This window comes from Pediococcus sp. EKM201D, from assembly GCF_011800215.1.
GTDB classification, from domain to species: domain Bacteria; phylum Bacillota; class Bacilli; order Lactobacillales; family Lactobacillaceae; genus Pediococcus; species Pediococcus pentosaceus.
In genome coordinates this window covers 19,865-44,092 of sequence record NZ_JAALFK010000008.1, presented here as the reverse complement: position 1 = coordinate 44,092, position 24,228 = coordinate 19,865, and the positions used below count along the sequence as shown (strand labels likewise).

At 38.2% G+C, this 24,228-nt stretch carries 18 protein-coding genes and 1 tRNA gene; 17 read left to right on the top strand and 2 right to left on the bottom strand.

Features of this window, described 5'->3' with window-relative positions; genetic code table 11:
* Window positions 1-147 precede the first annotated feature (147 nt).
* The 9 genes from HFC68_RS09245 (at window position 148) to HFC68_RS09205 (ending at window position 12,872) form a co-directional block, all read left to right on the top strand.
* A tRNA-Thr gene (locus tag HFC68_RS09245) sits at window positions 148-221 on the top strand.
* A gap of 164 nt (window positions 222-385) precedes the next feature.
* Window positions 386-1,750, top strand: coding sequence for a cytosine permease (locus HFC68_RS09240; RefSeq protein ID WP_011672948.1), 1,365 nt, complete (start codon window positions 386-388; stop codon window positions 1,748-1,750).
* Window positions 1,740-2,972 carry a cytosine deaminase gene (codA, locus tag HFC68_RS09235; RefSeq protein ID WP_160211239.1) on the top strand — a complete coding sequence of 411 codons (1,233 nt, stop codon included), beginning with the start codon at window positions 1,740-1,742 and terminating at the stop codon, window positions 2,970-2,972. Before HFC68_RS09240 ends, codA begins: the two co-directional genes overlap by 11 nt.
* Before the next feature lie 94 nt (window positions 2,973-3,066).
* The gene (locus HFC68_RS09230) at window positions 3,067-4,596 is read left to right on the top strand and encodes an ABC transporter permease/substrate-binding protein (protein WP_002832660.1); all 1,530 of its coding nucleotides are present in this window, start codon (window positions 3,067-3,069) and stop codon (window positions 4,594-4,596) included.
* An 11-nt stretch (window positions 4,597-4,607) separates the two neighbouring features.
* A complete protein-coding gene (locus HFC68_RS09225; RefSeq protein WP_178084812.1) occupies window positions 4,608-5,561 on the top strand; it encodes an ABC transporter ATP-binding protein in 954 nt (317 codons plus the stop codon).
* Between the two features lie 14 nt (window positions 5,562-5,575).
* Window positions 5,576-6,910 (top strand): NAD(P)/FAD-dependent oxidoreductase, encoded by a 1,335-nt coding sequence (locus tag HFC68_RS09220; RefSeq protein WP_011672951.1) that lies wholly within the window; start codon window positions 5,576-5,578, stop codon window positions 6,908-6,910.
* A 56-nt stretch (window positions 6,911-6,966) separates the two neighbouring features.
* Window positions 6,967-8,127: a cation:proton antiporter gene (locus HFC68_RS09215; protein WP_011672952.1), complete on the top strand. Its 1,161-nt coding sequence runs from the start codon at window positions 6,967-6,969 to the stop codon at window positions 8,125-8,127.
* A gap of 139 nt (window positions 8,128-8,266) precedes the next feature.
* Window positions 8,267-11,692 (top strand): pyruvate carboxylase, encoded by a 3,426-nt coding sequence (locus tag HFC68_RS09210; protein ID WP_011672953.1) that lies wholly within the window; start codon window positions 8,267-8,269, stop codon window positions 11,690-11,692.
* A 4-nt stretch (window positions 11,693-11,696) separates the two neighbouring features.
* Window positions 11,697-12,872, top strand: coding sequence for a pyridoxal phosphate-dependent aminotransferase (locus HFC68_RS09205; protein WP_011672954.1), 1,176 nt, complete (start codon window positions 11,697-11,699; stop codon window positions 12,870-12,872).
* Window positions 12,873-12,925: 53 nt separating this feature from the next.
* Here HFC68_RS09205 and HFC68_RS09200 read toward each other — a convergent pair whose 3' ends face one another.
* A complete protein-coding gene (locus HFC68_RS09200) occupies window positions 12,926-13,651 on the bottom strand; it encodes a DUF554 domain-containing protein (protein ID WP_011672955.1) in 726 nt (241 codons plus the stop codon).
* 139 nt (window positions 13,652-13,790) lie between these two features.
* Between HFC68_RS09200 and HFC68_RS09195 the strand changes: the two genes are divergently transcribed.
* From HFC68_RS09195 to HFC68_RS09170, 6 genes are all read left to right on the top strand, one after another.
* Window positions 13,791-14,675 (top strand): LysR family transcriptional regulator, encoded by an 885-nt coding sequence (locus HFC68_RS09195; RefSeq protein ID WP_011672956.1) that lies wholly within the window; start codon window positions 13,791-13,793, stop codon window positions 14,673-14,675.
* Window positions 14,676-14,787: 112 nt separating this feature from the next.
* Window positions 14,788-16,263 (top strand): UbiD family decarboxylase, encoded by a 1,476-nt coding sequence (locus HFC68_RS09190; protein WP_011672957.1) that lies wholly within the window; start codon window positions 14,788-14,790, stop codon window positions 16,261-16,263.
* Window positions 16,264-16,284: 21 nt separating this feature from the next.
* Entirely contained in the window at window positions 16,285-16,881 is a 597-nt protein-coding gene (locus HFC68_RS09185) for a UbiX family flavin prenyltransferase (RefSeq protein ID WP_011672958.1), read from the top strand.
* Entirely contained in the window at window positions 16,853-17,296 is a 444-nt protein-coding gene (locus HFC68_RS09180; RefSeq protein WP_011672959.1) for a hypothetical protein, read from the top strand. Before HFC68_RS09185 ends, HFC68_RS09180 begins: the two co-directional genes overlap by 29 nt.
* A gap of 154 nt (window positions 17,297-17,450) precedes the next feature.
* Window positions 17,451-18,386, top strand: coding sequence for an NADP-dependent oxidoreductase (locus HFC68_RS09175; RefSeq protein WP_011672960.1), 936 nt, complete (start codon window positions 17,451-17,453; stop codon window positions 18,384-18,386).
* A gap of 126 nt (window positions 18,387-18,512) precedes the next feature.
* Window positions 18,513-19,451 (top strand): DMT family transporter, encoded by a 939-nt coding sequence (locus tag HFC68_RS09170; protein ID WP_011672961.1) that lies wholly within the window; start codon window positions 18,513-18,515, stop codon window positions 19,449-19,451.
* 16 nt (window positions 19,452-19,467) lie between these two features.
* Here the strand turns inward: HFC68_RS09170 and helD are convergent, their stop codons facing one another.
* Window positions 19,468-21,771 (bottom strand): RNA polymerase recycling motor HelD, encoded by a 2,304-nt coding sequence (gene helD / locus HFC68_RS09165; protein ID WP_011672962.1) that lies wholly within the window; start codon window positions 21,769-21,771, stop codon window positions 19,468-19,470.
* A gap of 336 nt (window positions 21,772-22,107) precedes the next feature.
* On the opposite strand from helD, the gene trpS reads away from it, so the two are divergent.
* Complete coding sequence (gene trpS, locus HFC68_RS09160) at window positions 22,108-23,136, top strand: tryptophan--tRNA ligase (RefSeq protein ID WP_011672963.1); 1,029 nt, start codon at window positions 22,108-22,110, stop codon at window positions 23,134-23,136.
* A gap of 158 nt (window positions 23,137-23,294) precedes the next feature.
* The gene (locus HFC68_RS09155; RefSeq protein WP_002832672.1) at window positions 23,295-24,224 is read left to right on the top strand and encodes a Ppx/GppA family phosphatase; all 930 of its coding nucleotides are present in this window, start codon (window positions 23,295-23,297) and stop codon (window positions 24,222-24,224) included.
* Window positions 24,225-24,228: the final 4 nt, after the last annotated feature.

The window sequence follows — 24,228 nt, the reverse complement described above, 5'->3', positions numbered from 1 at the left end:
CGCCCCCTGCGAGGGTAGGACGTTGCCATGCACATCGAAGAATCTTCCGTTGGAAGGTTCTTTTTTTGTGTCTAAAAAATTAAGCTACATGGCATATTTTGGTTTTACAGTGTAAATAAATATGATATACTATCTTAGTTGATAAATGCCACTATAGCTCAGCTAGGTAGAGCACTTCCATGGTAAGGAAGGGGTCGTCGGTTCAAGTCCGACTAGTGGCTTAAAAATAAATTTTTAATACGTAGAGGATGACCACGATTATTATCATGGTCATCCTCTTTTTTGTTTTGAAAGTTAAATTTGAACCAATTCATCTTTGATTGTGTACAGTGAATCTAGTATAATTTTTTAAAATGTGTAAAAAATACTAGGAGGAACTGTGCGAATGAATACAAAGTACCAAGTAGAAAGTATTGATAAGAAACATCGACATATGACATATTGGGATATGTTTGCAACCTGGGTTGGTGCTAATGCTAACAATGGAACCTGGTTCATCGGTGGAATTATTGCTGCTTGTGGATTCTGGGGCGGAATTAAAGCCTTAATTTTAGCTTCGAGTATTTCATACATATTCTTAATGTTAGTTGGTTATATGGGCACCAAAACTGGAGTTACAACAATGGCGTTGTCACGTGCTTCTTTTGGAATTAGAGGCAGCATTATTCCTTCGATTGTTAATTTGACACAATTTGTTGGTTGGACAGCGGTTAATACTTTTATTGCTGCGACTTCTGTATCATATATTTTGCACAGCTTCTTGGGATGGCCTGTATATGGTCAACCGGGTGGAAATCTGGGATTGATTATGGGAATTGCAGTGATGAGTATCCTACATTTAATTAGTATTGTTTCAGGACAGAAATCCATTCAAATTATTGAACGAATTGGGATTATCTTAGTTATTATCTTTGTGATTTGGGAATCAATAGTAGTTTTTAAAGATGTATCCTTTAACCAAATCGCTGCTTGGAAAGTTCCAAGCCATCTTAAAATGGGGTTTGGGACGGCCATGGACACGTTAGCCGCCTTTAATTTAGCGTGGGTGACTGCTGGCGCGGATTTTACTAGATTTACTAAGAAATCTGTTACAGCGACCACCGCACCTTTTCTAGGAGCAAACTTAGGTGTTTTCGGATTTGCATTTATTGGATTAAGTGCCACAATAAGTATTGCAATTAGTTCAGGCGTGTACGATCCTAATAATTCTGATCCAAGTACAATTGCTAATAGATTAGGGTTAGGGCTCATTGCAATGATTGTAATTATGCTGACTAGCATGACGGCCAATGCCGTCAATATTCAGGCAGCGGGTTCAGCATTAAACAATATGTTCACTAAGCTAACTTTAAAACAGTCACTACTCATTACCACGGTTATTGCAACCTTAGTAACTTTTATACCGGTTTTCTATGGTAGTTTTTTAGAAACCTTCACCGCTTTCTTGGACTATGTAGGTATGGTTCTAGGACCGATTATTAGTATTATGGTGGTTGATTATTTCCTTATTTCAAAACAGAAATATGATCCTATGGAATTGGGAAATCCAAACGGAAGATACTGGTATAAAAATGGTATCCACTGGACGGCTTTTATTTTATGGTTAGTAGGCGTAATTTTTTACAGCTTATTACAGAAATTGGACTTTGTTCAAACCTATACTGGGGCAACGTTCATTGTAATGATTATTATTGGAATTTTATATTGGCTAATTATGCAGTTTGAAAAGAGGAACAGCAATGTTAATTAAAAACGTTCATATCGAAAATGATCCTGAAGTAAAAGATGTTAGAATCGAAAATGGAATTTTTAAAGCAATTGGTAAAAATCTTGAAGCATCTGATGACGAGGTGATTGATGCCAATGGAAAATTACTTTTACCACCCTTTATTGATTCACATGTGCATTTAGATGCGACCTTAACAGCGGGAGATCCCGAATGGAATGAAACTGGAACTTTATTTGATGGAATTCGTATTTGGTCAGAACGCAAACAAACCTTAACTAAAAAAGAGACTAAAGAACGCGCTATTCAAACGTTGAAAAATCAAGCTAGCCATGGAATTCAATTCGTCCGCAGCCATGTTGATACTACCGATCCTAGTTTTACAGCTCTAGAGGCTTTATTAGAAGTAAAAGATGAAGTAAAAGATTTTATGGAATTGCAATTGGTAGCCTTTCCGCAGGAAGGTATTTTATCGTTTAAAAATGGTAAAAACCTGATTAAACAAGCGGTTGAAATGGGCGTCGATGTTATTGGAGCAATTCCGCATTTTGAATTTAATCGTGACTACGGCGTGGATTCCTTAAAGTATATTGTTGAGCTTGCTGAAAAATATGACAAACTTATCGATGTACATTGTGATGAAATTGATGATCCTAATTCACGTCACCTAGAAGTCTTAGCTACTTTAGCTTATGAAAGTGGTTTAAAAAATAAAGTCACTGCTAGCCATACTACGGCAATGGGCTCATATAACGATGCGTATGTTTATAAGTTAATGCGTCTTTTAGAGATGTCCAATATTAATATGGTATGCAACCCATTAATTAACATGCACCTGGGTGGCCGGTTTGATACGTATCCAAAACGACGCGGGTTAACCCGCGTTAAGGAACTTTTGGAAAATAACGTTAATGTTTCCTTCGGCGAAGATGATATAAAAGACCCTTGGTATCCAATGGGAGACGGAAACATGTTAGATTCGATCCATATGGGAATTCATGCAACTCAATTGATGGGATATTCGCAAATTATGAATTCTTATAATTTAACTACTAATAACGGTGCCAAAACTTTAAATGTTACAGATCATTATGGAATTGAAGTTGGAAAACCAGCTAATTGTTTAATTTTTAACACTGATAATTTTTATAATGAACTTAACGAACGGAAAGAATTATTGTATTCGATTCACAATGGAAAGGTCATCGTTAAAACTGAACCAGCTGAAATAAAAACCAACTTTTAATTAAGTGGTGCCCGCTAACCAGGCTTTTTGTTAGGGACACCATTTTTTTTATGAGATAATTTAAATATTAAATAAGCGTAAAGAAGTTGAGAAGATGAGAGCATTAATACAAACTTTTGCTGAACAAAAAGGTGAGTTAGGACAGGCGCTACTTCAGCATATTGGAATTTCAGTTCTATCATTATTAATTGCGATTTTAATTGCGATGCCATTAGCAATTTGGGCTACCCATCATCGCAAAGTTGCAGAATTATTATTACAAGTCACGGGAGTTTTACAAACAATCCCTTCTTTAGCACTGCTGGGGCTATTGATTCCTTTAGTGGGGATTGGCAGTGTACCCGCCGTAATTGCATTGGTAATTTACGCTTTGTTACCAATTTTTCAAAGCACATATGTGGGAATTACAGAAATTGATCCTTCCTTAGAGGAAGCTGCGGACGCTTTTGGAATGCGTCGTTCACAAAAACTTTTCCGAGTTGAATTACCAACAGCGATGCCAGTCATTATTTCTGGAATTCGAACCGGACTAGTATTGATTATTGGAACGGCAACGCTAGCAGCTTTAATTGGAGCAGGGGGCTTGGGAAATTTCATTCTGCTCGGGATCAACCGGAATGACCCACAACTAATTTTAGTTGGGGCAATTAGTTCAGCCCTTTTAGCGATTATATTAAGTGCACTCATCAGCGTCGTTCAGCGTTTATCAATTAAGAAGATGCTTATCACCTTAGCAGTATTAGTGATCGGGGCAGCTGGGATTTCTATCACGCGATTGGTAATGCCTAAAACTGAAACCATTACGATTGCCGGAAAATTAGGAGCAGAACCGGATATTCTTATTAATATGTATAAGGATTTAATTGAGCAAGAAAGTCCACGAACTAAAGTGGTATTGAAACAAAATTTTGGTGAAACCACCTTTTTATTCAACGCTTTAAAATCAAATAAAATTGATATTTATCCTGAATTTACAGGAACGGTTTTAGAAACATTGGTGAAGAAAGCCCCTACTCAAAAAACGAGTGCGCATCAAACTTACTTAGATGCCCAACGATTATTGAAACAACAGTTCCAAATGGATTACCTGCAACCGATGAAATATCAAAATACGAATGCCCTTGTGGTTAAAAAGGATTTTGCCAAGAAAAATGATTTAAAAACAATCTCAGATTTAAAAAATATTGAAAATCAGTTAAAAGGTGGCATGACCTTAGAGTTTATTCATCGTAAAGATGGTTGGGTAGGAATTAAAAAGGCTTACGAATTAGATTTTCCAGTTCGTTCAATGCAGGCTTCCTTACGCTATTCCGCCATTAAAAACGGACAGATTAATGTTGCTGATGCTTATTCTACCGATAGTCAAATAAAGCAATTGAATTTAACGACTTTAAAAGATGATCAACATGTTTTCCCTCCATATCAAGGGGCGCCCTTAATGAAAACGAGCTTTGCCAATAAACATCCGCAAGTTGTCAAAGCACTTAATCGGTTAGCCGGTAAAATTTCAGAATCGGAAATGCAAGAAATGAATTATGAAGTTAATGTACAAAAGAAATCAGCTGATGTAGTGGCTCATCAATACTTAGTTAAAAAAGGTTTGTTGAAAGGAGACGGAAAATAGTGGCTAAAACAATGATCGAATTTCAACATGTGAAAAAGGATTTTGGAAATCATAGCGTAATTAAAGATATTAGTTTCGAAGTTCAAGAAGGTGAAATTTTTGTCCTAGTGGGAACTTCCGGTAGCGGAAAAACTACGACACTCAAGATGATTAATCAACTTTTCGTTCAAACAGAAGGCGATATCTTGTTCAATGGTAAGAAGATTAAAGATTACAATCTCCGAGAGCTGCGTCTGAATGTAGGATATGTTCTACAACAAATTGCATTGTTTCCCACGATGACCGTTGAACAAAATATTGCGTTAATTCCTGAAATGAAACACTTTAAAAAAGAGGATATAAAAAGACGGGTAGATCAACTCCTTGGTGATGTTGATCTTGATCCTGAAAAGTATCGAAATCGCCACCCCAGTGATCTTTCGGGTGGTGAACAGCAACGCATTGGGATTTTACGGGCGATTGCTTCAGAACCACCAGTCGTCCTGTTTGATGAACCTTTTAGTGCGTTAGATCCATTAGTGCGAAATCAATTACAAGATTTGGTTTTGAAGTTACATCAAAAGTTGAAGAATACGATTATATTTGTTACCCATGATATGGATGAAGCTTTAAAACTAGGAGATCGAATTGGGGTTATGAACGATGGTAAATTATTGCAAGTCGCCACCCCAAAGGAAATTGCACAGAATCCGGAAAATGCTTTTGTGGAGAATTTCTTCTCTGCTACGGTGGGTAAAAATCTATATAAGACACCTATTGAAAAAATTATTCGAACGGGCTTTGAAATTCCAGAACCGCATGAGGCAGAACCAATATCTGAAATTAATGCTAAAGATACTTTAGAAAAAGCTTTTGCAGCAATGGCTGAAGTAGAAATATTAAAAGTAGTAGATGAAGATAAATCAACGGTTAATTGGGTTGACCGAGCATCATTATTTAGGTATTTAAGTGAAACCAAACATTAAGGGAGGTAAATTAAATGAAAAAGTATGACGTTGTGATTATTGGAGCAGGACCTGGTGGATTAGGATTAGCTTATCCTTTAAAAGAAGCGGGGTTGGAAGTGGCAGTTGTTGAAGAAAATCTTTGGGGCGGAACGTGTCCTAATCGAGGATGTGACCCTAAAAAGGTTCTATTAGCAGCGATTGAAGCTAAAAAACAAAATCAATATTTGCTTGGTAATGGAATTAAAAATGAGACTCAAATTGATTGGCCTGCTTTAATGCAATTTGAAAAAACATTTACAGATCCAGTTTCTAGAAGCAGCCGTTCAGGTTTAACGGACGCTCAAATCGATGTTTATGATGGACATGCTGAATTTATTGACCACCACACCTTGAAGATCGATCAAACAACCATCACCAGTGAAAAATTTGTGATTGCAACGGGACAACGCCCTAGTCGATTAACAAATATTGAAAATCAAGAGATGATGCAGACTAGTACAGATTTCTTAAAGATGGATCATCTACCAAATGAACTGGCCTTGGTCGGTGGAGGATATATAGCATTTGAATTGGCGATGATTGCTAGTGGCGCAGGGGCTAAGGTACACATTATTCATCATAATCAACGCCCATTAAAAGCTTTTCCTAAAGCATATGTCGATGACTTAGTCGATCAACTTAAAACTCAAGGAGTTGAAGTTCACTTAGGAATTGATTTAAAGCGGGTAGAACCTAAGGATGAACGGTTTGAGTTGAGTGATGGACAAGGTTTCAAGCAAATCGTTGATCAGGTTTTTGTTACAGCTGGGAGAAAACCCAATGATGATAGTTTAAATCTAGAAAAGATTGGTGTACAAACTGATCGTGGTGGAATCGTAGTTAATGAATATTTGGAAACATCGGTTGATAATATCTATGCGATGGGGGACGTTGTTTCCAAGGCGCTTCCTAAACTGACTCCAGTATCTGGATTTGAAGCCCGTTATTTGGCTAAAAAGCTAACGAATGCAACCCAAGCAGCGATTGATTATCCAGCAATCCCTACCGTAGTATACGGAATGCCTAAATTGGCTAAGGTAGGAGTTGAATTGGATGAGGCGCAGCAACATCCAGAACAATATGAAATAAAGACAGCGGAGATGACAGAGTGGTTTACTTATCGGCGTTTACAAGATCCGTTCGCTAAAATTAGTGTTATTCATGAAAAGTCCAGTGGAAAAATTGTTGGTGCAATTACAATGAGTAGTGAAGCAGAACATCTAATTAATGATTTAACGATGATTATTAATCAAGGGGGATTAGTAGATCAAATCAACAATCAAATCTTAGCTTATCCTACGGAAGCCAGTGATTTAGGCTATATGTAGTATACTTAATTAGTGATTGTTATAATTTAGCTTTATTTTGAAAGGAACGTGGTTTAATGGAGTTCGTGGGCGTACTTGTACTAATTTTAGTACTGACCCTTTTAGCTGGTCATTTTGCTCAACGAATGGGATTTCCTGCAGTTGTAGGACAATTATTGGTCGGAATTATTTTAGGGCCTGGAATTTTAGGGATTATTCATTCAGACGAATTGATATCAGTGTTTTCAGAAATCGGGGTAATTATCCTGATGTTTCTAGCAGGACTAGAAAGTGATCTGAAAATGTTGAAAAAATACATCAAGCCGGCGCTGGTAGTTGCGATATTAGGGGTAGTTTTACCCATTGTATTAGTCGGTGGCGCGAGCCTTCTTTTTGGAGTCCATCCGATGGAAGCACTATTCATCGGGGTCATCTTTTCAGCTACTTCAGTTAGTATTTCTGTGGAAGTCTTAAAGGAATATCACACCCTAAATACTAAAGAGGGGGCCACCATTTTGGGGGCGGCTGTAGCCGATGATATTATTGGAGTTTTATTACTAGGTGTTATGATTGCGTTGACTAGTTCTAAATCGGGATCCAATTCAAACGTGGGGATGGCCATCTTTTATCAAGTGTTATTCTTCATTGGAGTATATGTGATCGGAAAATGGGTGGTTCCGATGCTTATGCGCCTTTCAGACCAACTGTTTATTACGGCTTCGCGCCCAGTGATGTCGATTATTATTTGTTTAGGTTTAGCGTGGCTGGCTGATGTAGCCGGTTTGAGCGGAGCGATCGGCGCATTTTTTGCGGGAGTAGCCGTTTCGTTAACCGATGAAGATGATGAAATCAATGAGAGCATTGAACCAATTGGTTATGCTATCTTTATTCCAGTTTTCTTCGTTAGTGTTGGTTTATCAATGAATTTTGATGGACTTCAAACTGTACTGGGACTAATTGTGGTATTAACTATTTTAGCCACTATTACCAAATTATTTGGTTGTGGATTAGGAGCTCGAATGTCGGGATTTGATTTAACTAGTAGTGGGGTAATTGGAGCTGGAATGATTTCCCGTGGCGAGATGGCGCTAATTACTTTACAAATTGGTTATGGTGAACATTTAATGAGTGAAACTTATTATTCAGCAATTGTATTAGTGATTGTTTTGGTTACCCTCATTGCACCGTTTATTTTGAAGGATGCTATTAAGAAAAATAAAGCAGCTACTCATGCTTAAAAACTAAACTTAGAATTTTCATCAAATTCTAAGTTTAGTTTTTTTATTTAGCAAATTACACAACAAGACCCGTTTAATTTGATACAATGAACATTAAATATTGATTAAATCACGAACAATTTAATTAGGGAGGTCCACTATGCACCGTATTTTAATTGCCAACCGAGGCGAAATTGCGACCCGAATTATTCGGGCAACGCATGAACTCGGAAAAACAGCTGTAGCAATTTATGCTAAAGCGGATGAATTTTCTATGCATCGTTTTAAAGCAGATGAAGCTTACCAAGTTGGTGAAGATAGTGATCCAATTGGAGCATATTTAAATATTGATGACATTATTCGTATTGCAAAAGAAAATAATATTGATGCAATTCACCCCGGCTATGGATTTTTGTCGGAAAATGCTGTATTTGCGCGAGCAGTTGAAGCAGCTGGGATTAAGTTCATTGGACCTCGACCCGAATTACTAGAAATGTTTGGTGATAAATTACAAGCTAAAAATGCAGCCATTAAGGCCGGTGTACCAACTATTCCGGGAACGGAAAAACCAGTTAAAGATGTCGATGACGCGCTAAATTTTGCAGAGCAATTTGGCTATCCTATATTTGTTAAGTCAGCGGCAGGTGGCGGTGGAAAAGGGATGCGGATTGTACATCATCAACAAGAAATGCGCGAAGCATTTAAGATGGCTCAGTCAGAAGCTTCTTCGTCTTTTGGTGACGATGAGATTTACCTAGAACGTTACTTAGTTGATCCGATCCATATTGAGGTTCAAGTAGTCGCGGATGAACACGGTGAGATGGTTCATTTGTATGAACGAAATTCATCGATTCAGCGACGCCATCAAAAAATCATTGAATTTGCTCCAGCGGTGGGAATTTCTGCCACCGTCCGTGATCAAATAAGAAAAGCTGCTTTAAAATTATTGAAGTCGGTCGATTATAGTAACGCTGCAACCATTGAGTTTTTGGTAGAAGGTAATCAATTTTACTTTATGGAAGTGAACCCACGAATTCAGGTTGAACATACAGTTACCGAAGAAGTCACGGGAATTGATATTGTGCAAACCCAAATTAAGGTTGCAGAAGGCCAAAGATTGCACGAAGAAATCGGTGTTCCTCAACAAGCCCAAATTGAAGCTGTGGGAGTGGCAATTCAAGCTCGAATTACCACTGAAGATCCAATGAATAACTTTATTCCAGATGTCGGTAGAATCCAGACGTATCGTTCACCTGGTGGAACAGGTGTGAGATTGGATGCTGGAAATGCCTTTGCTGGCGCCATTGTAACTCCGCATTATGATTCACTTCTGACCAAGGCGATTGTCCATGCGCCAACCTTTGACGAAGCCTTGGTAAAGATGGATCGGGTGCTCAATGAATTTGTAATTGCTGGGGTTAAAACTAATATCCCATTTTTAAAGAAATTAATTCATCATCCTATTTTTAGATCGGAATTAGCTCCGACAAACTTTGTGGATGAGACACCAGAACTCTTTGATTTAAAAGCTGAAACCCCGGTAGTTACTCAACTTTTGAGTTACATTGCTAATACTACCATCAATGGTTATCCAGGCTTAGAAAAGCAGAATCCAGTAGTGTTAACTCGGCCAGTCCGTCCACATTTTGAAGCACAAGTACCGCATGAAAATGCGAAACAGATCTTGGATAGTAAGGGACCTGATGCCATGATCAATTGGCTGTTAAAACAAAAGCAGGTCTTGCTAACCGATACGACCATGCGGGATGCCCACCAATCATTATTTGCTACGCGAATGCGGACCAAAGACATGGTAGAAATTGCCGATCAAGTCCAGAAAGGTCTGCCTAACCTATTTTCAGCTGAAGTTTGGGGCGGTGCGACCTTTGATGTTGCTTATCGGTTCCTAGGTGAGGATCCATGGGTAAGACTCCAACAATTGCGGGCTAAAATGCCAAATACGATGCTCCAAATGCTTTTACGTGGGTCAAATGCAGTAGGGTATCAAAATTATCCAGACAACGCCATTGACGAATTTATTCGATTGGCTGCCAAAAATGGAATTGATGTTTTCCGAATCTTTGATTCCCTTAATTGGGTTCCACAGCTTGAAGAATCTATCCAACGGGTGCGTGATAATGGAAAAGTGGCTGAAGCAGCCATGGCATATACTGGCGATATTTTAGATACTAATCGTACTAAATATAATTTGAAATATTATGTGGATTTGGCTCAAGAACTCCAAGCAGCAGGTGCTCATATTATTGGAATCAAAGATATGTCAGGAATTTTAAAACCACAAGCTGCTTATGCATTAATTTCAGAGTTAAAAAATCATCTGGATGTGCCAATTCATTTGCATACGCACGATACTACAGGCAACGGCATTTTCTTATATTCTGAAGCAATACGAGCTGGAGTTGATGTGGTCGACGTTGCCACTTCTGCGCTAGCGGGAACGACTTCTCAGCCTTCAATGCAGTCTCTTTACTATGCGTTGTCTAATAACCAGCGTCAACCAGATTTAGACATTCAAAAAGCGGAAAAACTAGATGAATATTGGGCTGGAATTCGACCATATTACGAAGGATTTGGCACCCAATTAAATGGACCACAAACTGAAATTTATCGAATTGAAATGCCTGGTGGACAGTATACCAACCTGCGCCAGCAAGCTAATGCAGTTCATTTGGGTAAGCGTTGGGATGAGATTAAGGAAATGTACGCGACCGTCAATCAAATGTTTGGCGATATTCCAAAGGTTACGCCTTCTTCTAAAGTAGTTGGCGATATGGCACTATTCATGGTCCAAAATGATTTGACGCCTGAAATGGTAATGAACGATAAGGGACAATTAAGTTTTCCCGAATCAGTGGTAAACTTTTTCCGTGGTGATTTAGGACAACCGGCGGGTGGTTTTCCAAAACAGCTCCAAAAGATGATTCTAAAAGAGCAAGCCCCATTGACAGTACGACCAGGAGCTTTAGCCGATCCAGTTGATTTTGATCAAGTTCGTAAACAGGCAACTAAGGTTTTAGGTCACCAAGCAAGTGATGAAGAAGTTATGTCGTTTATTATGTATCCAGATGTGATGACCGAATACGTTCAACGTCAAAATGAATATGGTCCAGTACCATTATTAGATACTCCAATCTTTTTCCAAGGCATGCATATTGGTCAACGCATTGATTTACAATTGGGACGCGGAAAATCGGTCATTATTGTCCTTCGAGAAATTAGTGAAGCAGATGAGGCGGGCCAAAGGTCACTTTTCTTTGATATAAATGGACAAAGTGAAGAAGTGATTGTTTATGATGTTAATGCGCAGGTAACGAAAGCAAAGAAGATTAAAGCTGATCCTACTAAAGCCGAACAGATTGGAGCTACTATGGCGGGTTCGGTCATTGAAGTTCAAGTAGAAGCGGGCCAAAAGGTCCAGCAAGGTGATAACTTAATTGTCACTGAGGCGATGAAAATGGAGACCGCGTTAAGAGCACCTTTCGACGCGACCATTAAGAAGATTTATGCTACCCCTGAAATGCAAATCGAGACGGGAGATTTATTGATTGAACTAGAAAAGGAGTAATCTGATGGAATTTTCGAAGCGGGCTAATCAAGTTAGTCCATCAGCAACATTAGCAGTTTCAACTGAGGCAAAAAAAATGCAGGCGGCCGGCATCGACGTTGTTAATTTGAGTACGGGAGAACCGGATTTTGCTACTCCTAAGGCGATTATTAAAGCGGCGATGGAAAGCATGGAATCTGGTAAAGCAAGTTATTACACACCAGTCGGAGGGCTCCCAGAACTTCGCCAAGCAGTTGCTACGCACATTAAAACCGATACAGGTTATGATGCCAAAATGGAACAAGTGGCAGTAACGGTAGGGGCTAAAATGGGGCTGTTCGAAACTTTCCAAGCTTTATTGAATGAAGGCGATGAAGTCATGATCGTTGCCCCATTCTGGGTTAGTTATGAGGAACAGGTGAAATTAGCCGGGGGTTCGGTGATTGCCATCCATCCTCAAGCTAGTGACTTGAAAACTACTCCTTCAGAATTAAGTCGTTTTAAAACAGCCAGCACAAAATTGTTAATTTTAAATACGCCTCAAAATCCCTCGGGATTGGTATATTCAGAAGAAGAAACACGGGCGATTGCACAATGGGCGGTCGATAACAACGTAATATTAGTTGCAGATGAGATTTACGGTAAATTAGTTTACAATGGGGCAAAATTCAGTTCAGTTATGAGTATGGGGAATGAAATTGTTAATAATACCATTTTAATCGATGGGGTTTCAAAAGCGTATGCAATGACTGGATGGCGAATTGGATATGTTGTAGCTGCTCCGCAAATTATTCGAAAAATATTGGCTTTACAAGGTCATATGACATCAAATCCGACAGCGGTAGCGCAGTATGCCGCTCTGGAAGCTTTGCGTGGAGACCAATATCCAGTGGAAGAAATGCGATTGGCATTTGAAAAAAGGTTGAACCAAACTTTTGATTTAATGCAAGTAATCCCTGGTTTTAGTTTTGATTATAAGCCGGAAGGGGCTTTCTATTTATTTCCGGATGTTACTGAAGCTATGAAAATTAAAGGATATGCCACATCTACGGACTTGGCGATGGCTTTACTAAAGGAAGCGCATGTAGCCGTTGTCGCCGGTGAAGCGTTTGGAATGCCGGGACATATTCGACTTTCGTATGCGACGAGCCAAACATTATTGAGTGAAGCAGTTCGTCGGATCCAAAATTTTATGAATTAATTAGAGCTATATAAAAAGCAGATACCTAACCGGTACCTGCTTTTTATATGGTTTTATAACATAGGTAAGATAACGGTCATCCATAGCCACGAAATGGGCATAATGATGACCATTGCTGGAATCATGTCAGCAGTTGGGAACATCTTCAACTGTACCATTCTAAAACCAGTTGCTAGCATTAAAACTCCGCCCGCAGCTTTGAAGTCAAAAATCATAGCTGGATTAGTTAATGGATAAATCGAATGAGCCATAAGAAATAAGATGATAAAAATTATAAATTGTGGAATTGCAATTAGGGAAACAACGTATCCAAGGTTAGCTGCAAAAATTGCTGCCGTGAAAAAATCAAGGATTGATTTCGAGATTAAAATGGTTGCATCTCCATTCATACCTTCAGTTAAGGCGCCATAAATCCCTGTACCACTGGCACAGAACAAAACAATTACTGTAACAAGCGTGGCATCAAAAGTTTTTTGATCTAGACCAGTGGGGCTAGATACAAAGCGGGAAATCAATTGTTGCATTTTTGCAGCTCCGCGATTAATTAAATCTCCTAAATGAATTAAGAGACCAATTCCGGTACCAATGATAACAGCAAATATGACTGCTGCCATGTTTTTCATGGGAGCAATTGCATATATTCCCATGGTCATTGAACAGATTCCAAATGCCATGTTTAATCCATCTTTAAAGTTGTTTGACATTTTTCGACCGCCAATTGCTCCGAAAATTCCTCCTAATAAAACTGAAAGAGCATTAATTATAATTCCAACTGGCATAATAAAAGCCTCCTGTGCTTAATTCATTTATATAGTTTGTTAAACTCACAAGAAAGTAGTTTACAGTTTTGAAAAGCACGGAACAATTCAAGTTTTATGGTAAAATATTCCAAACTAGAATAAGTTAGAAGGAACAAAGATGGATACAAAGAAACTAGTTACATTTGTAGATTTAGCTCAAACGAAAAACTACAGTAAAACTGCGGAACGCATTTTTACAACCCAGGCAACAGTTTCAAAACATATTATGGCTCTTGAAAAAGAGTGGAATGTCGAATTGTTTTCTAGGGCTCATCGAGAAATAAATTTAACGGATGTAGGAAAGCTTTTGTTACCTCAAGTGAAGGAATTATTGAGAGTAGAACAAAAGATACATCAAACGATTAATTTGCAACAAACCCAGAAGGAACAGTCACTGGTAATCAAAGGAGTTCCTTCAATTTCTCAGTATCAAGCCTTTGATATAATTACCAATTTTGCAAAACAAAATCCGGAAATAAAATTGAAGTTTAGTGAATCAGAAACAGAACTTTTAATTGATAGTTTGGAACAAGACGAAGCGGATATTATTTTTACTAGAACTTTCGACAAAGCTAATTCTAAATATGAAACTATCGTTAGTGAACATGATTATTTTGTACTACTAGTTCCCAAAGAGAATCCACTAGCAAAAATCCAGCAAGTTGAAATTAAAATGCTTCAAAATGAGTCTTTATTATTATTAGGTGATTCGACAAAGTTGTATACTCCAGTCATTTCAATGTTAAAAGAAGAAGGTATCAAACCCCATATTCTTTACGAAGGTAGGAGAATTAATCTAATTCTAGAAATGCTAAATCAAGGAATGGGAGTATCAATTATGATGAATAAATCTTTTGATTTAACTGATTATCCAGAAGTTGTTGCAATCCCAATTATTCCTAAAAAGACTAGCGAGTTAATCTTTTTGAAAAAGAAAAGTAATATGACCAATGCAGTAAATTCTTTTTGGAAGTTTGCGATAGCAGAAACTCGATTAGAATAAACTAAAACCCCATATATTCCATAATGGAATGTATGGGGTTTTAGTTTGAATTGTTTCGTCGTCAAATTTAAATGATAATGACCTTGTAAAATAATTTAAGGAGGTTCGTAAGATGACCGAACAACCATATGATTTAAGAAAAGTACTCGAAGAAATGAAAAAATTACCTGGACAATATCACGAAACCGATGTTGAAATTGATCCAGATGCCGATTTAGCTGGTGTATATCGTTATATTGGAGCAGGCGGTACAGTAAAACGTCCAACAGCTGAAGGACCAACGATGATGTTTAATAACGTCAAAGGATTTCCAGATAGCCGGGTTTTGATTGGACTTCAGGCTTCGAGAAAACGAGTGGGAAAAATTCTACACCATGATTATAAAACTTTAGGGCAGATGTTAAATGATGCAGTTTCGAATCCAATTGCTCCGACGGAAGTTACAAGAGCAGAAGCTCCTGCGCAAGAAGTTGTTCATTTGGCATCCGATCCCGACTTCGATATTCGCAAGTTATTAGCAGCGCCAACTAATACACAAGATGATGCAGGTCCATATATTACAATGGGTGTTGTTTACGGTCATAGTATGGATAAAAAACAAAGCGATGTTACCATCCATCGAATGGTTTTAGAAGACAAGGATACCATTGGTATGTACATTATGCCTGGTGGACGCCATATTGGGGCCTTTTTGAAAGAATACGAAGAACAAAATAAACCTATGCCTATCACTATTAATATTGGATTGGATCCGGCTATTACAATTGGAGCTACCTTTGAGCCACCTACAACTCCATTAGGTTATAACGAACTTCAAGTAGCAGGAGCCCTAAGAAATGAACCAGTTCAAGTAGTGCCAGGTGTAGAAGTCGATGCTTTAGGAATCGCTCGTTCAGAATGGATTATCGAAGCTGAAATTATGCCAAATCAATCAATGCAAGAAGACATTAACACAAATTCAGGGTATGCCATGCCTGAATTTCCTGGTTATAATGGGACTGCTAATCCGGCTGTTAATGTTATAAAAATTAAAGCAGTAACTCATCGTAAGGACAAACCTATCGTTCAAACAACTATTGGACCTTCAGAAGAGCACGTTTCAATGGCAGGTATTCCAACAGAAGCCTCTATTTTAAGTTTAGTTGGTCGTGCTATTCCAGGAAAAGTTTTGAATGTGTATAATGCGCCTGCTGGTGGTGGAAAATTAATGACGATTATGCAAATTCATAAAGAAAACGAAGCGGATGAAGGTATCCAACGCCAAGCAGCTTTACTAGCGTTTTCTGCCTTTAAAGAATTAAAGACGGTTATTTTAGTGGACGATGATGTCGATATTTTTGATTGGAACGATGTTATGTGGACCATTAATACTCGTTTCCAGGCTGATCGAGATATCATGGTACTGGAAGGAATGCGTAACCATCCGTTAGATCCATCAGAACTACCGGATTATGATCCAGCCCGAATTCGAGTTCGAGGAATGAGTTCTAAATTAGTGCTTGATGGTACAGTACCTTATGATATGCGAGATAAATTTAAACGTGCGGCTTTTAAAGAAATTGCAGATTGGAAAAAATATTTAGATTAATGTGGTAAGTGGAGGGAATAAATGAAGAAGATTGTTGTTGGAATTTCAGGAGCAAGCGGAACTATTTACGGAATTCGATTATTAGAAGTGTTGCATCGTATGCCAGATGTAGAAACCCATCTTGTTATGAGTCGCTGGGCAAAAGAAAATTTAGCCATTGAAGATACAGGTTATACGGAATCTCAACTTAAAGATTTAGCAGATTTTGTATATTCTGAGAAAAATATGGGTGCCACAGTTGCCAGTGGGAGTTTTATCCATGATGGAATGGTAATTATTCCAGCCAGCATGAAAACAATTGCTTCGGTTGCAACAGGGCTAGGTGAAAATTTAATTGCTAGAGCTGCTGATGTGACCCTGAAAGAACAGCGACAGCTGATTGTCGTTCCTCGGGAATCACCATTCAATCAGATTCATTTAGAAAATATGTTAAAGCTTTCTAAAATGGGGGTAGGAGTTATTCCGCCCATTCCTGCGTTTTATAATAATCCTAAAACGATTGATGATATCGTTAACCATACGGTTATGAAAATCCTAGATCATTTGCATATTCAAAATGATGTTAGTTCGAGATGGGAGGGATTAGCTAATGCCCGAAAAAATAATCAAAAAAAGTAGTCAGAATAAGAATTCGTTCGAAGTTAACGTAACTCAGGCTGATTATACTATGACGGCTATGCTTGAACGCCAAAGTTTAGACTTATTGATTCAAATCATTGGCGGAGACGTTGCACATTATGGTGTTGTAATGACAATTGATAAAACCGGACACGAAGAAACCATTGCACTACCAAGCCGCCCGGGACATGTTCATCAAGAAAATGTTTTGATTGACCAAGTTGCTAAAGCAATCAAACCATTGTTGCAAGGTAATGCTTTTTTTGTATCAGGAATGCATGTGAACGATATAACTCCAGAACAAATGCATGCTGCTATTCCTATGGCCCAAACTTTAGGGGAAGAATTAGCTAAGTGGCTTGAAAAACATCCTGGTAGTAAGCCAATTGTGAGCTATGCTAAGAGCAATAAATAATTAAAATAGAATCCTCAGCATTGTTTGTTTTGCAATGTTGAGGATTTTTTATAAGATTTGGCAATAAATGAGACTTAAATGTAGAACTTACTTTTTATAAGTGATATGCTTAAAAAATATATATTGAATTTATCTAAGTCTAGGGGGAACAAAAATGAAAGCAATTGCGATTAGCGCATATGGTGATGTTGACCAACTTCATGAAGAGGAGTTAGATATTCCTCAAATTGCAAACGATGAGGTCTTGGTAAAAATTAAAGCAACTAGTATCAATCCGATTGACTGGAAGGCTCGAATGGGATTTTTGAAGCAAATGTACGATTGGCAATTCCCAGTTGTTTTAGGATGGGATCTTTCCGGAATAATTACCCAAGTCGGTAAAGATGTTAAGCATTTTAAAGTTGGAGATGAAGTCTTTGCTAGACCCGATATTTATGAAGATGGGACGAAAGGGACATATGCAGAATACGCGGCAGTTAAGGAAGATAAATTAGCATTAAAGCCTAGCAATGTTTCGTTTGAAGCAGCAGCTGCAATTCCATTAGCTGGACTGACTGCATGGCAGGTGATTGTAGATCGGTTAAAGATTAAAAAGGGTGATAAAGTTTTAATTCAAGCAGGAGCTGGCGGAGTCGGGATTTTCGCCATTCAAATTGCTAAACATTTAGGAGCCTATGTAGCCACAACGGCTAGCGCCAAAAATGCAGAATTTTTAACTAATTTAGGGGCAGATGAAGTCATTGACTACCACGAACACCAAATTGGGGAAGTCCTTAATCAGTATGATGCTGTTTTTGATACAGTTGATGATTTAGAAGCGGGACTAGCAATTTTGAAACCAACCGGGAAATTGGTCACCATCGCGGGACGCCCAACCCAAGCCCAACAGGACGCTCAACCTTCAGCAACTTCTTGGTGGCTCCAACCAAATGGCAAACAACTGGCTGAACTAGGTGATTTAGTGGCTGAGGGCGAGGTCAAAGTAATTATTGATAGTACATTTCCACTTACTGAAGATGGGTTACGAGCGGCTCACGAACGCAGTCAAACTAACCATGCTAGAGGAAAAATTGTTATCAATGTGGAATAGAAAATGAAAATGTAAAAAGTCATGACATTGTTGCTTGTGTCATGATTTTTTTAGTTTAAAATAAAGTTATAGTAACGATGGAAACGCTTTAACCGAAACTAGGATAGCGTTGAAAGGAAGCACATAATGGGACTATTGATGTTAGGATTGGTTGCGGGTGCGGTAGTACCCTTTCAAACGGCGGTTAATTCACGATTAAGAACGTATGTTATTTCACCATTCGTATCGTCTTTGATTTCTTTTATGGTGGGAACCATCTTTTTGATAGTAATCATTGTTTTAAGCGGTGGACAGCTCTTATTAACTAATGCGCAATTACATGCCATTCCATGGTGGATGTATCTCGGTGGTGTTTTGGGGATGATTGGATTAACAACTAATATTCTTTTATTCCCCATTTTAGGTAGTGTTCAAACGGTGATCATGCCCGTTTTAGGTCAAATTATGATGAGTATGATAATTGATAACTATGGCATGTTTGGCACCACACGCCATCCACTTTCGTTAATGCGAATGGTCGGAGTTCTACTATTGATTGTGGGGGTATTAATTGTGGTCGCCTTACCAGAATATTTAGCACGGAATTCTATGAAAAGACCCCCTGAACAACGAGTTAAGTGGAAATGGTTATGGCAAATTTTCGGCGTGCTTGTGGGCGGAATGCTCGCAATTCAAGCAGCATTAAATGGACGATTAGGTGGGTTATTACAGGCCCCTATTCACGCTGCTTTAATATCATTTTTTATTGGAACAATAATGTTATTCCTGGTAGCTGTATTCCAAGGAACTTTAAAAAATATCCGGCTAGTTGTTCAACAGAAAACACCTTGGTGGGTTTGGATTGGCGGTTTTTTTGGAGCAGCTTATATCTTTTTAAATGCATATTTGGTACCACAGATTGGAACTGGAACGGTAGTAGTGCTAGTTTTACTGGGACAAATTATCAGTAGTTTAAATATTGATCAGTTTGGCTTATTAGGATCGATGAAATCGAGCATCTCAGTTGCTAAGATTGCGGGCTTAATCATTATGATTGCTGGAGTAGGATTAATTGAAGTAATGTAAACAAAAAACTCGACGGTTATTCGTCGAGTTTTTGTGATTTATGAGGAGTGATGTTAAATGATTTTTGAAAACTAAATTGATCAGGCTTAATTTGGGTAATTAAATTGGATACTTTACCAATACTAATTAAGTGTAGTTGATGCATGGCTCTGGAAGCTATCGTATATAAAGTTCCTCGCCACAAACGACCAGGAAAATTAGCTTCGGAAACATTATAGGCAATTACGGAATCAAACTCTAATCCTTTAGCTAAATAAATGGGTAAAACGACAATACCTTTGGGTAAGGAACGGTCGCCATCGTTTAATAAGCTCGGTTTTAATTCGTGAAGCAAGGTTGCTACGTGCTCACTTTCAGCCATGTTCTTAGTTAAAATAGCGATGGTACCATACTGCTGTAATTCATCCCGGCAAAGATTGGTCATATCGACTACGGCTTGTTGTTCATTATCAGCAATGATTACTTTAGGTAAATCTCCTTCACGACTAAAAGCTTGAATTTTATGACCATCAGGTAGAAGTGCCGCGGCAAAATTAGTGATTTGGGCGGTCGAGCGATAACTACGATTTAAGGTAATTAAATTAGCTCGCTTAACATGAAAAGCCTGCTTTAGTTTTGCTAATAGAATTTGTGGTTCGGTAACATCTTTGAACAGGGTCTGCTCACTATCACCTAGTAAGGTGAATTTAGCGCGAGGAAAAGCATGTTTTAGGTACATTAATTGTGCAACTGAGTAGTCCTGCATTTCATCAACGAATACATATTGGAATTTACGATTAGTACCACTTCCAGTAATCAAATCACGGAGAAGCATCATGGGTGCCGCATCTTCCAAATGAATCTGATGAAGTTCAATTGCATCAGTGAAAGCTTTAGCAACTTTTTGCCAATCGAAGTCACCTAAGTCGATTTGACTCAAAAAGTCCGCGTATTGAGAATAGGAATCGATGAAATAATTATTAAAGATAGCGTCATCGATAATTTGGAATTCTTTATCAACTATTTGGCGACCGATAAAATGATTTTCCTCATCATATGATTTAAAGTGACGCGTCCCCACTAATCCATGATATTTTTCGTCGCTAATTTGGTCGATTTGATTTTGAACCCAATCCTGTTTAATTTCCTGATTAACTCGTTTTTGAAGAAGTTTGATTAGCGCATTTTTAGTTTTTAAAAGACGTTCTTTATTGCTCATACTAAGAGGAAAGGTTTCAAAGATAGCTTGAATTTGTTCTTTAGAAAAGAAAATTTCGCCGCGGTAATTAATATTGGTAAATTTAATTTCTTTAGTAGAAAGTTGTTTTTCATAAGCTTGAATTAATTCAATAAAATCCTGACTTTCTTTAAAGTCAATGAGGTTTTGCTCGTATTCAGTGAGTTGGTGTTGATTTTCAAAACGGTCAAATAACGTTTGGACCTGCATGCCCTCCAAACGGCGGCTGAAAAATTCGGCTAAGGTTAGTTGACGCATGTTTCGTTCCCCTAAACTAGGTAAAACGTCCGAAATATAACGGCTATACAACTTATTAGGAGAAAAAAGTACAATTTCATCAGCATTTAATGAAGTTCGGCTATGATATAAAAGAAAGGCGATACGTTGTAGGATAGCAGAGGTTTTACCACTACCAGCCACGCCCTGAACGACTAGAAGATCACTATAAACATCGCGGATTATGTCGTTTTGTTCCTTTTGGATAGTAGCGACGATATTACGCATGTATTCGTCATTTTGTTCGCCTAAAGCTCGTTGAAGAAGCTCGTCGCCAACCGTTTCGTTAGTGTCGAACATATGTTGAATTTCACCATGATTGATAGTGAATTGACGTTTTTTAATGAGTTCAGTTTCCATCATGCCCGCTGGGGTATCATATTTAACTTTTCCCAGAGTACCATTGTAGTAAATGCTTGAAATAGGAGCACGCCAATCGTAAATTAGGAAATTACCATCCCGATCAGCAAAAGACGAAATTCCAATGTAAAGCGATTCAATATCAGGTTCATCAGCATCTTTAATATCAATTCGTCCAAAGTAGGGTGATTTTTGAAGATCGCTTAATTCATCAATTTGGCGTTTTAAAATTGCTTCATTCTCGACAGCTCGAGCTACCAGCCCTTTTTGCTGTTGGATTTCAGCATGGGTTTCGATGCGGTCATCGGCCTCAATCAAGTTAACCTTTGCATTTTGTGAGTAATTTCTTTCAACCTGGCTAGTTTCTTGATGGGCTTTATGATATAAATCTTCTGTATGTTGTTTTTGTTCGTCGATTTTTTCAATGACTTCCGTAACTCGTTGCTGTTCTTGTTGTTGTTCGTCCAAATCAGCCACCTCCTTGATTTTAATGCTTGAATAATTCTAGGTGGAGGAAGAATGAAAGTCAACCGAAAGACCAGCTTGTGAGATAAAGTTAAACTTATTTTGACAAGGCTAACGTTTCTAATTTAAAATGAAAGTAGTAGTTAACCACTAACAGAGAGAGACAGTTGTTGAGAAGTCTCATGGAAGGCGAAATGGATTGATGTTTAACAGGGCGAAATCCCTTATCTTTCACTAGAGCGGTGGCTTTATAATGGAGTCACAAGTTAGGTGGTACCGCGATTTTTCGTCCTATTATTCATTTTTGAATAGTAGGATTTTTTATATCTGGAGGAAATTATGACATCTAAAAAAATTATTTTAACTGGTGACCGTCCCACAGGAAAACTTCATATCGGACACTATGTTGGTTCACTTAAAAACCGCGTTCAACTTCAAAATACAGGTGATTATGAAACTTTCATCATGATTGCTGATATGCAGGCTTTAACTGATAATGCCCGTGATCCTGAAAAAATCCGTAATAGTCTAATCCAAGTTGCTTTAGACTATTTAGCAGTGGGCATTGATCCAGCTAAATCGACGATCTTTGTGCAGTCACAGATTCCAGCACTAAGTGAATTGACTCAACATTATATGAATTTGGTTAGCGTAGCTCGTTTGGAACGGAATCCAACCGTTAAAACTGAAATTAAACAAAAGGCATTTGGGCAAAGTATTCCAGCTGGTTTCTTTACTTATCCGGTTAGTCAAGCTGCCGATATTACAGCCTTTAAAGCAGATACTGTACCAGTAGGGGATGACCAAGAACCCATGCTAGAACAGACGCGTGAAATTGTACGTTCTTTCAACAATATCTACCAAAAAGAAGTGCTAGTTGAACCAGAAGGATATTTCCCACCTAAAGGAATGGGACGAATTCCTGGATTAGACGGAAATGCAAAGATGTCTAAATCATTGGGTAATGCTATTTATTTGGCAGATGACGAAGAAACTATCCAAAAGAAAGTTATGTCAATGTATACTGATCCTCAACATATTCGGGTAGAAGATCCTGGCCATATTGAAGGTAATACCGTATTTACTTACCTAGACATCTTTGATCCTGATAAGCAAAAAGTCCAAGAACTTAAAGATCAGTATCAAGCTGGTGGATTAGGAGACGTTAAAATTAAACGTTACTTAAATGAAGTTCTCCAAAACGAATTACGCCCAATTCGCGAGCGTCGGGAAAGGTATGAAGCAGATATTGACGCTGTATACCAAATTCTAAAAGACGGTAGTGACAAGGCTAACGCGGTCGCAGAACAGACTTTAAAGGAAGTTCGAGATGCCATTGGAATTAACTATTTTGATCACCGACTTTAATCGTAAAAGCCATGCTTCTAAAAGAAGTGTGGTTTTTTATTAAGGATTAATGTAAACGTTTGTTTTTATTTTAGTTGATAGGCGAGATGAGCTCCTTTTCTAATTTAGGTAATGGTAAAATAAAAAAGGAATATTTCAATTTAAATGAGGACACCAGGATGAAAAATTTGGTAATAGTAGATTTAGGATCAAACTCCGCTCGAATGGCAATTAATTCGATTGCTGATGATGGAACCTTTCGAGAAATTAAGCGAGTTAAAGAAGATTCACGAATTTCAGAAGGAATGGGGCGCGAGCGTCTTTTACGTCCCCAAGCAATGAATCGTACCATTGCAGCCCTACGTCGATTTAAAGAAATTTATGAAGAATATCCTAATACAGAAGTTAGAGGGATTACAACAGCAGCTGTTAGAATGGCGCGAAATCAGAACGATTTTTTAAATCGCGTTAAGCAAGAAACTGGAATTAAATTACACGTCTTGTCTGGCGACGATGAGGCCTATTACGATTATTTAGGTGTAATCAATTCCTTGGAAGTTAAGGATTGTTTGATACTTGATACTGGTGGTGCCAGCTGTGAGCTAATTGACGTCCATAATGGAAAAGCGCGAAATATGATCAGTATTCCGATTGGCGCTGTGTCTTTATCGGAACGGTTCCGCTTAACGGACGTAGTTAGAGCAGATAATTTATTTGCCGCTGAAATTTTTGTGAATAAGCAACTACGAGACGTTTGGTGGATTATGGATGCTTTCAATAAACCCATTGTTCTCTTAGGCGGAGCTAATCGGACACTGGCCCGAATGAATCGTCGTCACCAAAAAATTTCTAGAATTAATAATATCCACGGCTATCGGCTCAAAACTGAATCGGTTAACCGAACCTTCAAATCGTTAATTACGCGGAATTTAGAAGCTCGTAAAAAAATGTCTGGGCTTGAAACTACGCGTGCAGATATTATCGTTGGTGGAATGTTACCATTGGTGATGTTATTACAAATGATTGACGCTGATCGAGTAATTTTTTCTGAAAGTGGCGTTCGGGAAGGAATCATTTCGGAGTACATCAATTTTAGAAAAGAGGAATAGTTTT